Source organism: Leisingera aquaemixtae (genome assembly GCF_019801145.1).
Lineage (GTDB): Bacteria > Pseudomonadota > Alphaproteobacteria > Rhodobacterales > Rhodobacteraceae > Leisingera > Leisingera aquaemixtae_A.
Genome location: NZ_JAHVJQ010000003.1, coordinates 404,092 through 418,145, shown reverse-complemented (window position 1 = coordinate 418,145; position 14,054 = coordinate 404,092). Strand labels below are relative to the sequence as shown.

Genomic DNA, 14,054 nt, shown 5'->3' with positions numbered 1-14,054 from the left:
GCCAGCGAAGCGACGGCACGTCACATGCTCCATGATCAGCGTTTGCCGGCAAAGAACTCCTTGAGCAGCGCGCTGGCCTCGCCTTCGGCAATCCCGTCATAGACCTCAGGCGCGTGATGTGCCTGCGGATGGGAGAACACACAGGCGCCATGCGCCACGCCGCCGGACTTGGGATCAGCGGCGCCGTAGTACACCCGGCGGATGCGGACGGCAGCGATTGCAGCGGCGCACATGGCGCAGGGCTCCAGCGTCACATAGAGGTCGTAGCCGGTGAGCCGCTCGTTGCCCAAGGCGGCACAGGCCGCACGGATGGTCAGAATCTCGGCGTGGGCGGTGGGATCGTTCAGCTCGCGGGTGCGGTTGCCTGCCAGCGCTGCCACCTGCCCGTCCGGCGCGATCAGCGCGGCGCCCACAGGCACTTCGCCGCGCTCTGCCGCTGCCCGCGCCTCAGCCAGCGCCTTATCCATGTGCGATTTGAATGCCATACGCTCCGCTCAGCTTGAATGCAGCAAGGCTATACACTTAGAAAAGTTTCGGCCCGGCGGCAACACCGGGCAGCGCCCGTCCGCCCCCATGGGCGGGCGCTTCGCTTGCCGCCCGCGGCCGGGCTCTGCCCTCACCACACTTTGCCCGCCCGCGATTGCCCGCTTTCGCAAGACGGCGGAATGCTCTATGGCACGGGCATGAGCAAAACACCCGCATCCCCCAGGGGCAAACCGGCCCCGAAATCCCAGCCCCGCAAAGCGCCTTCCAAACCCGAAGGCGCCGCGCCTGAGGGCGACCGCATCGCCAAGGTCCTGTCGCGCGCCGGCGTTGCCTCGCGCCGTGAAGCCGAGCGCATGATTGCCGAGGGCCGTGTGTCGGTGAACGGCAAGAAGATTGACAGCCCGGCGCTGAACGTGACCGCGGCAGACCGGATCAGTGTCGACGGCCAGCCGCTGCCGGAGGCCGAGGCGCCGCGGATGTGGCTGTATTACAAGCCCACCGGCCTAGTGACGTCGAACAGCGACGAAAAGGGCCGCAAGACCATCTTCGACGAGCTGCCGGAGGACATGCCGCGGGTGATGACGGTGGGACGGCTCGACCTTAACTCCGAAGGGCTCTTGCTGCTGACCAATGACGGCGGCATCAAGCGCAAGCTGGAGCTGCCCGCCACCGGCTGGCTGCGCCGCTACCGGGTGCGGATCAACGGCCGCCCCAAGGACGAGGATTTTGCCCCGTTGCGCAAGGGCCTGGTGATCGAGGGGGAGAAGTTCCAGCCGATGACCGTGACGCTGGACCGCCAGCAGGGCGCCAACGCCTGGCTGACCGTCGGCCTGCGCGAGGGCAAGAACCGCGAGATCCGCCGCGCGATGGAGGATATCGGCTATAGCGTGAACCGGCTCTTGCGGGTGTCTTACGGCCCGTTCCAGCTGGGCGATCTGAAACCGGGCGAAGTCGAGGAGCTGCGCCCGCGCGTGGTGCGCGACCAGCTCGGGCTGGAGCCGGAAGAGGAAAAGCCGGCAGGCCGCCCTACCCGCTCCCGCGGCGGCAAACCCGCTGGCAGGCCGGCGGGCAAACCGGGCGGCAAACCGGCGGCAAAGGCGCCAGGAAAACCCGGCAAACCGGGCGGCCGGACCGCGGCACCGCAGCAGGACCGCCCCGCCCCGCGCGGCGCCGGCAAGCGCCCGATCGGCAAGAATCCCCGGCGCTGAGCCGTTTCCCGCAGACTTCCCCCTAGCAACACCGCCAGCTATCCCCTAGATTTCCAATCAGTTAATCTTCGCTGGCGGTCTTGGGGGGCCTTCGCGTGCAGAAACTTGCCTATGCTGCCCTGTTGATCCTGATGTTCGGCCTCAGCACCGGCTGGATCGTGGGGGGCTGAGCTGATGGCGCAGCGATACGGCGGCAAGTACAGCCCTGACGGCAAACCCGCAGCGCAGGACACGCCCCCGCAGCAGTCTTACCGCAACGCCCAGGTGGACCCGGTCGGGGTGCGCGCCAACGTGTTGTTCGTGCCGCCTGCGATCTTGACCCTCCTGTCCTTGAACGACGGCGCCGCGGGGCTGGCGCTGGGGCTGATCGGGGCCGGCCTGTGGACCGGCGGCGCCTTGCTGCTGCGCGAGGGGCTGAAAGCCGAAGCCGCCTATGCCGCCCGCAAGGTGGCGCGCAAACCCGCCCTGCCCCGCAAGATCCTGGCGGCGCTGCTGACGGGCGGCGGCGCGGCGCTGGCGGCGTGGAAGGCCGAACCGGGCATCCTGATTGCCGCCGTTTACGGCGCCGCGGCAGCGGGCCTGCACGTCACCGCCTTTGGCATCGACCCGCTGCGGGACAAAGGCGTGGAAGGGGTCGACGATTTCCAGCAGTCCCGGGTGGCCCGCGCGGTGGATGAGGCGGAACAAAGCCTTGCCGCGATGAAGGACGCCGCCCTGCGCGCCCGTGACCGCAAGGTCGAAGCGCGGGTGGAGCAGTTTCAGTCCGTTGCCCGCGAGCTGTTCCGCACGGTGGAGGAAGACCCGCGCGACCTGACCGCCGCCCGCAAGTACCTGACCGTCTATTTGCAGGGCGCCCGCGATGCGACGGTTAAATTCGCCGATATCTACGCCCGCAGCCAGGACGCCCAGGCTCGCGCCGATTACCTGGCGCTGCTGGACGACCTGGAACAGAATTTTGCCGCGCGCACCCGCAAGATGCTGGTGGAGGACCGCGCCGACCTGACCATTGAAATTGAAGTGCTGCGCGACCGATTGCAGCGTGAAGGGGTCCATCTGGACCGCAACTGATTAGCGAGGAAGCCGTTCATGTCCGAATCCATCCAACAGAAAGCCGCCGAGGCCGAAGCCCTGGTCACTGAAGTCACCGCCATCGAACTGCCTGAACCCGTGGCAGATGTGCAGCCGCTGGAGCAGGCCGATGAACCGACCAGCGAGGCAATCCGGCAGCGGATGGAACAGATCGACATGGGCGACACCAATTCGATCATCCATTTCGGCTCTGCCGCGCAGGAAGAGCTGCAGACGATCAGCCAGGCCATGCTCGCCGACGTGCGCAACAAGGATGTGGGGCCCGCGGGCGACAGCCTGCGCAACATCGTGGCCACGATCCGCGGTTTTTCGGTCTCCGAATTGGACGTGCGCCGCAAGGCGACCTTCTGGGAGCGGCTTCTGGGCAAGGCGACACCGTTTGTGAAATTCACCGCGCGCTATGAAACCGTGCAGGGGCAGATCGACAGGATCACCGACGACCTCCTGGGTCACGAGCACACGCTCCTGAAGGACATCAAGTCGCTCGACCTTCTCTATGAAAAGACACTGCAATTCTACGATGAGCTGGCGCTCTATATCGCGGCGGGCGAAGCCAAGCTGGCAGAGCTGGACAGCACCGCGATCCCGGCCAAGGAGGCCGAAGTGCAGGCCGCGCCGGAAGGCGACCAGGTGATGAAGGCGCAGGAACTGCGCGACCTGCGCGCCGCCCGCGATGATCTGGAGCGGCGGGTGCATGACCTGAAGCTGACCCGCCAGGTCACCATGCAGTCGCTGCCCTCGATCCGGCTGGTGCAGGAAAACGACAAGTCGCTGGTGACCAAGATCAACTCCACCCTGGTGAACACCGTGCCGCTGTGGGAGACCCAGCTGGCGCAGGCCCTGACCATCCAGCGTTCGGCCCAGGCCGCCGCGGCGGTGCGCGATGCCAATGACCTGACCAATGAGCTGCTGACCTCCAACGCCGCCAACCTGCGCCAGTCGAACGAGATGATCCGTCAGGAGATGGAGCGCGGGGTGTTCGACATCGAAGCGGTGAAACAGGCCAACGCGGACCTGATCGGCACCATTCAGGACAGCCTGCGGATCGCCGACGAGGGCAAGGCCAAACGCGCCGCCGCCGAGGCTGAGCTGCAGAAGATGGAGGCAGAGCTGCGCGACACGCTGGCCGCCGCCAAGGCGCGCCGCGACGGCGTTGGCGACACTGCCGGCACCGCGGTTCCGAACTGAGAAAGGCGGCTTGGGTGCAGGCAATTCAGACCATTTGGAAAAGCGCAGCGGCCCTTGCCGGGCTGGCGGCGCTCTCGGCCTGCCTGCCCTTTGACCAAGCGGAGTCGCTGGTGCCCAGGGCCCGCCCGGCGGCGCCGCAGCCCGCGGTCTACAAACCCTCCGCCGACAGCGCCCAGCTGGCCTATTACTACAACGCCCTGCAGCGCGACCTTCTGACCCGCGGCCTGCTGCGCACCGATGGCGGCGGACCGGACACGCCTTATGATGCCGAGGATCTGGCCAGGAGCTTTGAACAGCTGGCGTTTTACGACGAATACGGCGGCTCGGGAATCTCCGGCGGATTGGGCCGCTGGGCCGGCCCGGTCCGGATCGCGGCGGAATTCGGCCCCTCGGTGCCTGCCGACCGGCGCAGGACCGACCGCGACACGGTCACCGAATACGCCGCGCGTCTGGCGCGGATCACCGGCCATTCCATCAGCACCGTCAGCGGCAGGGCCAATTTCCACGTTATCTTTGCCAGCCTCGATGACAGCGCCTTTGTCGCCGAGCGGGTGCGCGAGCTGCTGCCCTCGATCAGCGCGCGGGACCTGTCGCTGCTGGCCGCTCCGCCGCGCAGCTTTTACTGCCTGGTGGTGGCAGGCGGGCCGCAAAGCGATCCGCTGTCCTATACCCGCGGGGTGGCGCTGATCCGGGCCGAACACCCCGACCTGGTGCGCAAGAGCTGCGTGCATGAGGAAGTGGCGCAAGGCCTGGGCCTCAGGAACGACAGCCCGCGGGCGCGGCCTTCGATTTTCAATGACGATGACGAATTTGCGCTGCTGACCAGCTTTGACGAAAAACTGCTGCAGATGCTGTATGATCCACGACTGAAAACGGGGATGAGCCTGGAAGAGGCGCGCCCCATCATCCGCATTCTCGCCCGCGAGGCGATGGGCCAGGAACTGTAGGCCGCCAAAGGAAGAGGACCTGAAACATGGGTATTTTCGATTTTCTCAAAGGCGAATTCATTGATGTCATTCACTGGGTGGACGACACCCGCGACACCATGGTCTGGCGGTTCGAGCGCGAGGGCCATGAGATCAAATACGGCGCCAAGCTGACGGTGCGCGAGGGCCAGGCGGCGGTGTTCGTGCACGAGGGCCAGCTGGCCGATGTGTTCACCCCCGGTCTCTACATGCTGGAGACCAACAACATGCCGGTCATGACGACGCTGCAGCACTGGGACCACGGCTTCCAGTCGCCGTTCAAGTCGGAGATCTATTTCGTCGACACCACCCGGTTCAGCGACCTGAAGTGGGGCACCAAGAACCCGATCATCTGCCGCGACCCGGAGTTCGGGCCCGTTCGCCTGCGCGCCTATGGCACCTATGCAATCAAGGTGGCCGACCCGGCGCGGTTCCTGTCGGAGATTGTCGGCACCGACGGCGAGTTCACCATGGACGAGATCTCCTACCAGATCCGCAACATCATCGTGCAGGAGTTCAGCCGCGTCATTGCAGGCTGCGGCATCCCTGTTCTGGACATGGCCGCCAACACCGCCGATCTGGGCAAGCTGGTGGCGGCAGAGATTTCCGGCACCCTGGCGGACTACGGCCTGATGATGCCGGAACTTTACATCGAGAACATCTCGCTGCCCGCCGCGGTGGAGGAGGCCATGGACAAGCGCACCCAGATGGGCGTTCTGGGCGACCTGGGGCGGTACACCCAGTTCTCCGCCGCCGAAGCGATGACCGCAGCCGCGCAAACCCCGAACAGCGGCATGGGCGCAGGCCTCGGGATGGGCATGGGAATGGCGATGGCGCAGCAGATGGGCCAGGCGCTGCAGGGAGGCGCGGCCTCTCAGGCAGCGGGTCAGCCGTCCGGCCCCTGGGGCGCACGGCGCGAACCCGCTGCACCGCAAAGGTCAGCACCCGCGGCACCGCCCCCGCCGCCGGTGGAGCACGTCTGGCACATCGCCGTAGACGGGCAGACTTCCGGTCCGTTCTCCAAGGCGCGGATGGGGCGGATGGCGCAGGACGGCACGCTGACGCGCGAAACCCACGTCTGGACCCCCGGACAGGACGGCTGGAAACGCGCGGGCGAGGTGATGGAGCTGGCACAGCTGTTCACCGTCCTGCCACCGCCGCCTCCGCCGCCGGCGCCGCCTGCCGGGTAATACCGCCGCAGGGCAGCCGGCAGCTGCCCCCGCCCTTCCCTGACTGACTCTGCCCGACAGGTTGCTTCCCCGTGACGATGCCCCCGCCGCCGCCCGTTGAAACTGTGCCCGCCGCTGCCGAGGAAACCCACCGCTTTCCCTGCGAGCAATGCGGCGCGGATTACACCTATGACCCGGCTTCAGGCACGCTGACCTGCGGCCATTGCGGCCACACCGAAAGCATCCGCAGCGGGCCGTGGAAAGGCAGCGCCCTGCAGGAGCTGGATTTCCGAGCGGCAGCGGCCGAGCAATTGCCCGAAGCGGAAATCGAGGTCACCCGCGTCTCCACCTGCCCCAACTGCGCCGCGCAGGTGGAATTCGACCCCGACACCCACGCCAGGGAATGCCCGTTCTGCGCCACGCCGGTGGTGACCGGCACCGGCGAAAACCGGCATATCAAACCCAAGGGCGTGCTGCCCTTTGCGGTGGAGGAACGCGCGGCGCACAAGGCGATGACAGACTGGCTGGGCCAGTTGTGGTTTGCGCCCAGCGGCCTCAGGGAATATGCCCGCAAAGGGCGGCGGATGCAGGGCATCTACGTGCCCTACTGGACCTATGACGCCCAGACCCGCAGCAGCTACAGCGGCCAGCGCGGCACCGTCTATTATGTCACCGAAACCTTCCAGCAGGAGGGCAAGACCCAAACCCGAAGGGTCGCCAAGGTGCGCTGGACGCCGGTTTCGGGCCGGGTGCAGCGGTTCTTTGACGATGTGCTGGTGCTGGCGTCCAAAAGCCTGCCCAAGACATACACCGAGGCGCTGGAGCCCTGGGATCTGGCGCAGCTGGAACCCTATCAGCCGCAGTATCTGGCAGGGTTCCGGGCCGAGGCCTACACGGTGGATCTCCAAGAAGGTTTCACCGAGGCCGGGCAGAAGATGGACCGGGTGATCGAGCGCGACGTGCGCTTTGACATCGGCGGCGACCGTCAGCGCATTGCCCATATCGACACCAAGGTGTCTGAGGTGACGTTCAAGCACATTCTGCTGCCGGTCTGGCTCGCCGCCTACAAATACCGCGGCAAGACCTACCGCTTTGTAGTCAACGGCCAGTCCGGCCGGGTGCAGGGCGAGCGGCCTTATTCGGCCTGGAAAATTGCCTTTGCCGTGCTGCTGGCACTGCTGGTCGGTGCCGGGATCGCGCTGCTCGCCAGCCAGCAGTAGCGCCCGTGAAATGCGGAAGGGGGCGCAGCCGCCCCCCTCCTGAACCGGCCGGTTCCTTTCCCCGGATTCTGAGCCGGAACCCTTAGCCGGCCTCCCTGTCAGCCTTTGCTGATTTCAATCCTGCGGGCGGTTTCCGGCTGCTCCTGCGCCTTCTTCGGCACCGCAATGTGCAGCACGCCGTCCTCCATCCGGGCCGAGGCCGCCTGCCCGTCCGCGTCCTCCGGCAACCGGAAGGACCGGCGGAACGCGCCATACTGGCGCTCGCTGAAATACCAGGTGTCGCCCTTCTTCTCTGACTGGGTCTTCTTTTCGCCGCGGATCGTCAGCACGCCGTTGTCCACGGTCAGCTCCACGTCCTCCAGCGGAACACCCGGAAGCTCCATGGCAATGTCATAGGCCTCCTTGCCCGACGACGCCTCGGTTGCCGGGGTGAGCCAGTCGGCCAGCCGGGCGCCAAAGCTGCGGAAAGGATCATAAATCGACGGCCAGAAGCCGCCATGTTCGGTTTTTTCCACCATTGTTCAGCCTCCTTTCTTGTTGCGTCCGATTGTACCGCCGGCACGGCAGCCCTGCCTTGATCCCGCGCAATCGCACCGCGTGCGCAGGAAGATTTCATCCGATGCACTCGCCCGCGCGCGGCAAAGGGGCTAGAGCTGTGCGGGACCTGCCCCGCGAAAGGGCAGGCAGCCAGGACAGTTCTCAGAAGGAAGCAGACATGCGGGCACTCATTCAACGGGTCAGCGAGGCCTCGGTCACGGTTGACGGCGAGGTCATCGGCGGCATCGGCCCCGGGCTGCTGGTGCTGGTCTGCGCCATGGCGGGTGACAGCGAAGCGCAGGCAGACCAGCTGGCCGCCAAGATTTCCAAGATGCGGATCTTCAAGGACGAGGGCGGCAAGATGAACCGCTCTGTACTGGATACCGGCGGCAGCGTGCTGGTGGTCAGCCAGTTCACCTTGGCGGCCGACACCCGCCGCGGCAACCGGCCCGGCTTTTCCACCGCTGCCGCCCCGGCCGAGGGCGAGCGGCTGTACGAGTATTTTGCCGACCATCTGGCGGCGCTGGGTTTGAAAACTGCAAAGGGACGGTTTGGCGCCGACATGAAAGTCCGGCTGCTGAACGACGGCCCGGTGACCATCTGGATGGACACCGAACAAGCCTGACAGCCGCGTATTCAGCGGCAATCAAACACGCCGCGGGTGACGCGGGCGGCAGTGCCCGGCCCGCGGCGCCCGGCGGGCCTGCCTGCGGCACGAAGGGCGTTTTTTGACAGAAAAGCATCGATTCTGTTCCGTGGCGGGTCGGCCTGCCTGACGTGCCAGGCAGATTGATAAAAAATCCGCAATTCCCCCGCATCATTATTTCCTGTCGCTTTCCGGAAGTTTTTTTGTTTTCCGCAAGGCGAAAACCGCAAAAGCGGCACCTGGCCTGAAAAAGGCGACATCCGCAGTTTGAGCCGCGCGCGCCCGTGCAGGGGGCTTCCCCGGCGTTGCGCTAATAACGCTTGCGAGTTAGCGGTAAATACGCAAATCTTAAATCGCCAATCAAAAAAACAGGTGCCTCAGCACCGCAACCAATCGGGAGAACTCAATGAACCGACATATGCAGTATCTGGCCGCCCAGGCCGCGGCAGGAAAACTTTCGCGCCGGGACTTCCTGGGCAAGGCCGCCGCACTGGGCTTTACCGCAGTGTCCGCCAACCTGCTGCTGTCCACCGCCGCCAAGGCGGCCGGCCCGCAAAAGGGCGGCACCATCCGCCTCGGCCTGCAGGGCGGCTCCACCACCGACAGCCTGGACCCGGCGCTGGTCACCAACACCGTTGGCCTGATGGTCACCCGCCTGTGGGGTGAAACCCTGGTCGAGCTGGCCGACGACGGCGGCATCGAGGGCAAGCTGGCGGAAAGCTATGAAGCCTCGGCCGACGCCAAGACCTGGACCTTCAAGCTGCGCTCCGGCGTGACCTATTCGAACGGCCAGAACGTCACCGCTGACGACGTGGTCAAGACCATGGAGCGCCACAGCGGCGAGGACACCAAGTCCGGCGCCCTGGGCATCATGCGCGGCATCAAGGACGTGCGCGCGGACGGCGACAGCGTTGTCTTCGAGCTGGACAGCCCGAACGCCGACCTGCCCTACCTGCTCGCCGACTACCACCTGATCATCCAGCCGAACGGCGGCAATGACGATCCGGCGGCGCCCATCGGCACCGGCCCCTACATCATCAAGTCCGCCGACATGGGCGTGCGCTTCGTGGCCGAGAAGAACCCGAACTACTGGGGCGATCTGGGCAACGCGGACACCGTGGAAATCATCGTCATCAACGACGACACCGCCCGCGTCGCAGCACTGCAGTCCGGCCAGGTGGACGTGATCGACCGGGTGCCGCCGCGCACCGCGAAACTGGTGGACCGCGCGCCGAACATCACCGTGCATTCGACCTCCGCGGCCGGCCACTATGTGTTCATCATGCACTGCAACACCGCTCCGTTCGACAACAACGACGTGCGGATGGCGCTGAAGTACGGCATCAACCGCCAGGAAATGGTCGACAAGATCCTGAACGGCTACGGCACCGTCGGCAACGACACCCCGATCAACGCCTCCTACCCGATGTACACCGAGCTGGAGCAGCGCCAGTTCGATCCGGACAAGGCGATGCACCACCTGAAGAAATCGGGCCACGACGGCACCATCCTGCTGCGCACCTCGGACAACTCCTTCCCCGGCGCGCCCGATGCCTCCGCCCTGTTCCAGCAGTCGCTGAACAGCGCCGGCATCAAACTGGACGTCAAGCGCGAGCCGAACGACGGCTACTGGTCGGAAGTCTGGAACGCCAAGCCGTTCTGCACCAGCTACTGGGGCGGCCGTCCGACCCAGGACCAGATGTTCACCACCGCTTACCTGTCGACCGCGGACTGGAACGACACCCGTTTCAACAACGAGCAGTTCGACCAGATTCTGGTTGCCGCCCGCGGCGAGCTGGACGTTGCCAAGCGGACCCAGATGTACGCCGACATGTCGACCATCCTGCGGGACGAAGGCGGCCTGATCTGCCCGATGTTCAACGACTTCGTCGAAGCGACCACCGACAAGGTCGACGGCTTTGTCGAAGGCATCCCGGGCCAGGTTCTGATGAACGGCTATGCGGCCAGCAAGCTGTGGGTCAAAGCCTAATATGTCTCCGATCGTAAAACTCCTGGCTCAGCGCATTGCGCTGAGCCTCCTTCTTTTGTTGCTCATCTCAATCGTGATCTTCGCCGGCACCATCGTTCTGCCGGGCGACGTTGCGCAATCGATCCTGGGGCAGTCGGCAACGCCGGAGGCACTGGCCAACCTGCGGGCTGAGCTGGGTGTGAACGATCCTCCCGTACAACGCTATTTTGCCTGGCTCTTCGGCGCCATGCAGGGCGACCTTGGCACCGCGCTGACCAGCGGCCAGGACATTGCCCAGGCTCTCAGCAGCCGTTTCTGGAACACCCTGTTCCTCGCCTTCTGGGCTGCCGTGGTTGCGGTCCCGCTGGCAATCTTCCTGGGCCTGCTGGCCGTCCGCTTCAAGGACCGCTGGCCCGACAAGATGATTTCGGCCGTCACCCTGGCCTCGATCTCGATCCCCGAGTTCCTGATCGGCTACGTGCTGATGTATTTCATCGCGGTGAAGCTGCGCTGGTTCCCCTCGGTTGCCATGGTCAACGACAACATGGGCCTGTTTGAGAAGCTGAACGCCATCGCGCTGCCGATTGCCGTGCTGACGCTGGTTGTTCTGGCGCACATGATGCGGATGACCCGCGCCGCGATCCTCAACGTGATGCAGTCGGCCTATATCGAAACCGCTGAGCTCAAGGGCCTCAACGCCTTTCAGGTGATCTACCGCCATGCGTTCCCCAACGCGATCGCGCCGATCGTCAACGTGGTGATGCTGAACCTCGCCTATCTGGTGGTCGGCGTCGTGGTGATCGAGGTGGTCTTTGTCTACCCCGGCATGGGCCAGTATCTGGTCGACCACGTGTCCAAGCGTGACGTGCCTGTGGTGCAGGCCTGCGGCCTGATCTTTGCCGCCGTCTATATCGGCCTCAACATGATCGCCGATATCGTCGCCATCCTGAGCAACCCGCGCCTGAGGCATCCGAAATGAAGAATATCCCCATTTCCGCACTCATCGGGCTGTTCTTCACGGCCCTCTACTTCCTCGGCGCGATCTTTGCGCCGCTGCTGGCCCCCTATGGCGTCGGCGAAGTGGTCGGCGATGTGTGGGAGCCCTCCAGCGCAGACTATCTGCTGGGCACCGACAACATCGGCCGCGACCTTCTCAGCCGGATGATCTATGGCGGCCGCACCACCATCTTCATCGCGACGGCTGCAACCGTGCTGTCCTTCACCCTTGGCTCCGTCCTCGGCTTCTTTGCCGCGGTGATGGGCGGCTGGATCGACCAGGCGCTGTCGCGTTTCGTCGACCTGGTGATGTCGATCCCGACGCTGATCTTCGCCCTGGTGGTGCTGTCCGTTGCGCCGGTCACCATTCCGATGCTGATCCTGGTGATGGGCCTTCTGGACGCCACCCGCGTCTACCGTCTGGCCCGTGCCGTTGCGGTTGACATCGAGGTGATGGACTACGTCGAGGCGGCCCGCCTGCGCGGCGAAAAAACCGCCTGGATCATCTTCCGCGAGATCCTGCCCAACGCACTGTCGCCGCTGATCGCAGAGATGGGCCTGCGCTTCATCTTTGCGGTTCTGTTTGTCTCCACCCTGTCCTTCCTGGGCCTGGGCGTGCAGCCGCCTGAGGCTGACTGGGGCGGCATCGTGAAGGAGAACAAGGAAGGCATCGTCTACGGCATTCCTGCGGCCCTGATCCCGGCCTTTGCCATCGCCACTCTGGCGATCTCGGTCAACCTGGTGGCTGACTGGGTGCTGAACCGGACCACATCGCTGAAAGGAGGCCGCGGATGAGCGATACCCTGTTGAAAGTCCGCGACCTGAAAATCGGCGCGACCATCTACCCGCCGGGCGAACGCCCCCGCGACATTGAGATCGTGCACGGGGTCAGCTTTGACCTCGCGCCCGGCAAGGTCCTGGGCCTGATCGGTGAATCCGGCGCCGGCAAGTCCACCATCGGCCTGGCGTCCATGGCCTATGGCCGCGGCGGCGTGAAGATCACCGGCGGCGAGGTCTGGGTCAACGGCCGCGACATCCTCAAGGGCAGCCACAAGGACATCCGCAAACTGCGCGGTGCCGAGGTGACCTATGTGTCGCAATCGGCTGCAGCCTCCTTCAACCCGGCCAAGAAGATCATGGACCAGGTGGTCGAGGCCGCGGTGGAGCAGAAGAAGTTCTCCCGCAAGGAAGCCGAGGCCCGCGCCCGGGTGCTGTTTGCCAAGCTGGGCCTGCCGGATCCGGACAATATCGGCGAACGCTACCCGCACCAGGTGTCGGGCGGCCAGCTGCAGCGCTGCATGACCGCGCTGGCGCTGTGCCCCGAGCCGGATCTGGTGGTGTTCGACGAGCCGACAACCGCGCTCGACGTAACCACCCAGATCGACGTGCTGATGGCGATCAAGGAGGCGATCCGGGACACCGGCGTTGCCGCGCTCTACATCACCCACGACCTGGCGGTGGTGGCGCAGGTGAGCGACGACATCATGGTTCTGCGGATGGGCAACACGGTCGAATACGGCCATGTCGACCAGATCATCAACAACCCGCAGGAGGAGTACACCAAGGCGCTGGTCTCGGTCCGCTCCATCGAGCATGAGGAAAAGGCCCCCACCGAGGAGCCGGTGCTGAGCGTGCGCAACATCACCGCGCGCTACAAGGGCACCCAGTTCGACGTGCTGCACAATGTGAACGTCGACCTGTACCCCGGCCAGACGCTGGCGGTGGTGGGCGAATCCGGCTCCGGCAAGTCCACCCTCGCCCGGGTGATCACCGGCCTGTTGCCGCCGCGCGAGGGCGAGATCGAGTTTGCCGGCCGCAAACTCTCCCCGGACCTCAAGGGCCGCAGCCGCGAGGACCTGCGCGAGCTGCAGATGATCTACCAGATGGCAGACGTGGCGATGAACCCGCGCCAGACCGTAGGCACCATCATCGGCCGCCCGCTGGAGTTCTACTTCGGCATGCGCGGTGCGGAGAAGAAAAAGCGGATCATCGAACTCTTGGACGAGATCGAGCTGGGCGAGAAGTTCATCGACCGCTACCCGGCGGAGCTGTCGGGCGGCCAGAAGCAGCGCGTCTGCATCGCCCGCTCGCTGGCGGCCAAGCCCAAGATGATCATCTGCGACGAGGTCACCTCGGCGCTCGACCCGCTGGTGGCGGACGGCATCCTGAAGCTGCTCTTGGATCTGCAGAAGATCGAGGATGTGGCCTATCTGTTCATCACCCACGATCTGGCGACCGTGCGCGCCATCTCCGACAACATCGCGGTGATGTATCAGGGCAAGGTGCAGCGCTACGGCGGCAAGTCCAAAGTGCTGAGCCCGCCGTTTGACGATTACACCGACCTGCTGCTCAGCTCCGTGCCGGAGATGAAGCTCGGCTGGCTGGAAGAGGTGATCGCCCATCGCAAGATGGAAAGCGCCGGCAACTGATTCCACCATTGGATGCAAAGCCCCCGCTGTCCGGCAGCGGGGGCTTTTTCTTTTTAAATATACACGATTTTGTGATAATTTAACCGAACCGGGGAGAATGCAGCGGGACCTGCTGCAAACAATAGAAAATCACTGAGCGTAGCTGTTTTTCG

13 protein-coding genes are annotated in these 14,054 nt (G+C 65.0%); 11 read left to right on the top strand and 2 right to left on the bottom strand.

Features of this window, described 5'->3' with window-relative positions:
• Positions 1-35: 35 nt before the first annotated feature.
• On the bottom strand, positions 36-485 hold the full coding sequence (locus tag KUW17_RS09415; RefSeq protein WP_222478335.1) for a nucleoside deaminase: 450 nt from the start codon (positions 483-485) through the stop codon (positions 36-38).
• Positions 486-683: 198 nt separating this feature from the next.
• Between KUW17_RS09415 and KUW17_RS09410 the strand changes: the two genes are divergently transcribed.
• From KUW17_RS09410 to KUW17_RS09385, 6 genes are all read left to right on the top strand, one after another.
• On the top strand, positions 684-1,694 hold the full coding sequence (locus KUW17_RS09410; RefSeq protein ID WP_222478333.1) for a pseudouridine synthase: 1,011 nt from the start codon (positions 684-686) through the stop codon (positions 1,692-1,694).
• Between the two features lie 174 nt (positions 1,695-1,868).
• Positions 1,869-2,762 (top strand): 5-bromo-4-chloroindolyl phosphate hydrolysis family protein, encoded by an 894-nt coding sequence (locus tag KUW17_RS09405; RefSeq protein ID WP_222478331.1) that lies wholly within the window; start codon positions 1,869-1,871, stop codon positions 2,760-2,762.
• 18 nt (positions 2,763-2,780) lie between these two features.
• Complete coding sequence (locus KUW17_RS09400; protein ID WP_222478330.1) at positions 2,781-3,971, top strand: toxic anion resistance protein; 1,191 nt, start codon at positions 2,781-2,783, stop codon at positions 3,969-3,971.
• Between the two features lie 23 nt (positions 3,972-3,994).
• Positions 3,995-4,918 carry a DUF2927 domain-containing protein gene (locus KUW17_RS09395; RefSeq protein ID WP_409996774.1) on the top strand — a complete coding sequence of 308 codons (924 nt, stop codon included), beginning with the start codon at positions 3,995-3,997 and terminating at the stop codon, positions 4,916-4,918.
• Between the two features lie 26 nt (positions 4,919-4,944).
• A complete protein-coding gene (locus KUW17_RS09390; RefSeq protein WP_222478328.1) occupies positions 4,945-6,126 on the top strand; it encodes an SPFH domain-containing protein in 1,182 nt (393 codons plus the stop codon).
• 77 nt (positions 6,127-6,203) lie between these two features.
• Complete coding sequence (locus KUW17_RS09385) at positions 6,204-7,325, top strand: TFIIB-type zinc finger domain-containing protein (RefSeq protein ID WP_222478711.1); 1,122 nt, start codon at positions 6,204-6,206, stop codon at positions 7,323-7,325.
• Between the two features lie 98 nt (positions 7,326-7,423).
• Here the strand turns inward: KUW17_RS09385 and KUW17_RS09380 are convergent, their stop codons facing one another.
• Positions 7,424-7,843 carry an Hsp20/alpha crystallin family protein gene (locus KUW17_RS09380; RefSeq protein ID WP_222478326.1) on the bottom strand — a complete coding sequence of 140 codons (420 nt, stop codon included), beginning with the start codon at positions 7,841-7,843 and terminating at the stop codon, positions 7,424-7,426.
• A 197-nt stretch (positions 7,844-8,040) separates the two neighbouring features.
• Here KUW17_RS09380 and dtd point away from each other — a divergent pair, with 197 nt between their 5' ends.
• The 5 genes from dtd to KUW17_RS09355 all read left to right on the top strand — a co-directional run bounded on the left by dtd (position 8,041) and on the right by KUW17_RS09355 (position 13,902).
• Positions 8,041-8,487, top strand: a complete 447-nt coding sequence (gene dtd / locus KUW17_RS09375) for a D-aminoacyl-tRNA deacylase (protein ID WP_222478324.1) — start codon at positions 8,041-8,043, stop codon at positions 8,485-8,487.
• 427 nt (positions 8,488-8,914) lie between these two features.
• Positions 8,915-10,498: an ABC transporter substrate-binding protein gene (locus tag KUW17_RS09370; RefSeq protein WP_222478322.1), complete on the top strand. Its 1,584-nt coding sequence runs from the start codon at positions 8,915-8,917 to the stop codon at positions 10,496-10,498.
• 1 nt (position 10,499) lies between these two features.
• On the top strand, positions 10,500-11,456 hold the full coding sequence (locus tag KUW17_RS09365) for an ABC transporter permease (RefSeq protein ID WP_222478320.1): 957 nt from the start codon (positions 10,500-10,502) through the stop codon (positions 11,454-11,456).
• Positions 11,453-12,268, top strand: a complete 816-nt coding sequence (locus KUW17_RS09360) for an ABC transporter permease (RefSeq protein ID WP_019295750.1) — start codon at positions 11,453-11,455, stop codon at positions 12,266-12,268. Before KUW17_RS09365 ends, KUW17_RS09360 begins: the two co-directional genes overlap by 4 nt.
• Positions 12,265-13,902: an ABC transporter ATP-binding protein gene (locus KUW17_RS09355; protein WP_222478317.1), complete on the top strand. Its 1,638-nt coding sequence runs from the start codon at positions 12,265-12,267 to the stop codon at positions 13,900-13,902. The genes KUW17_RS09360 and KUW17_RS09355 overlap by 4 nt, the downstream gene beginning before the upstream one ends.
• The last annotated feature ends 152 nt before the right edge of the window (positions 13,903-14,054 follow it).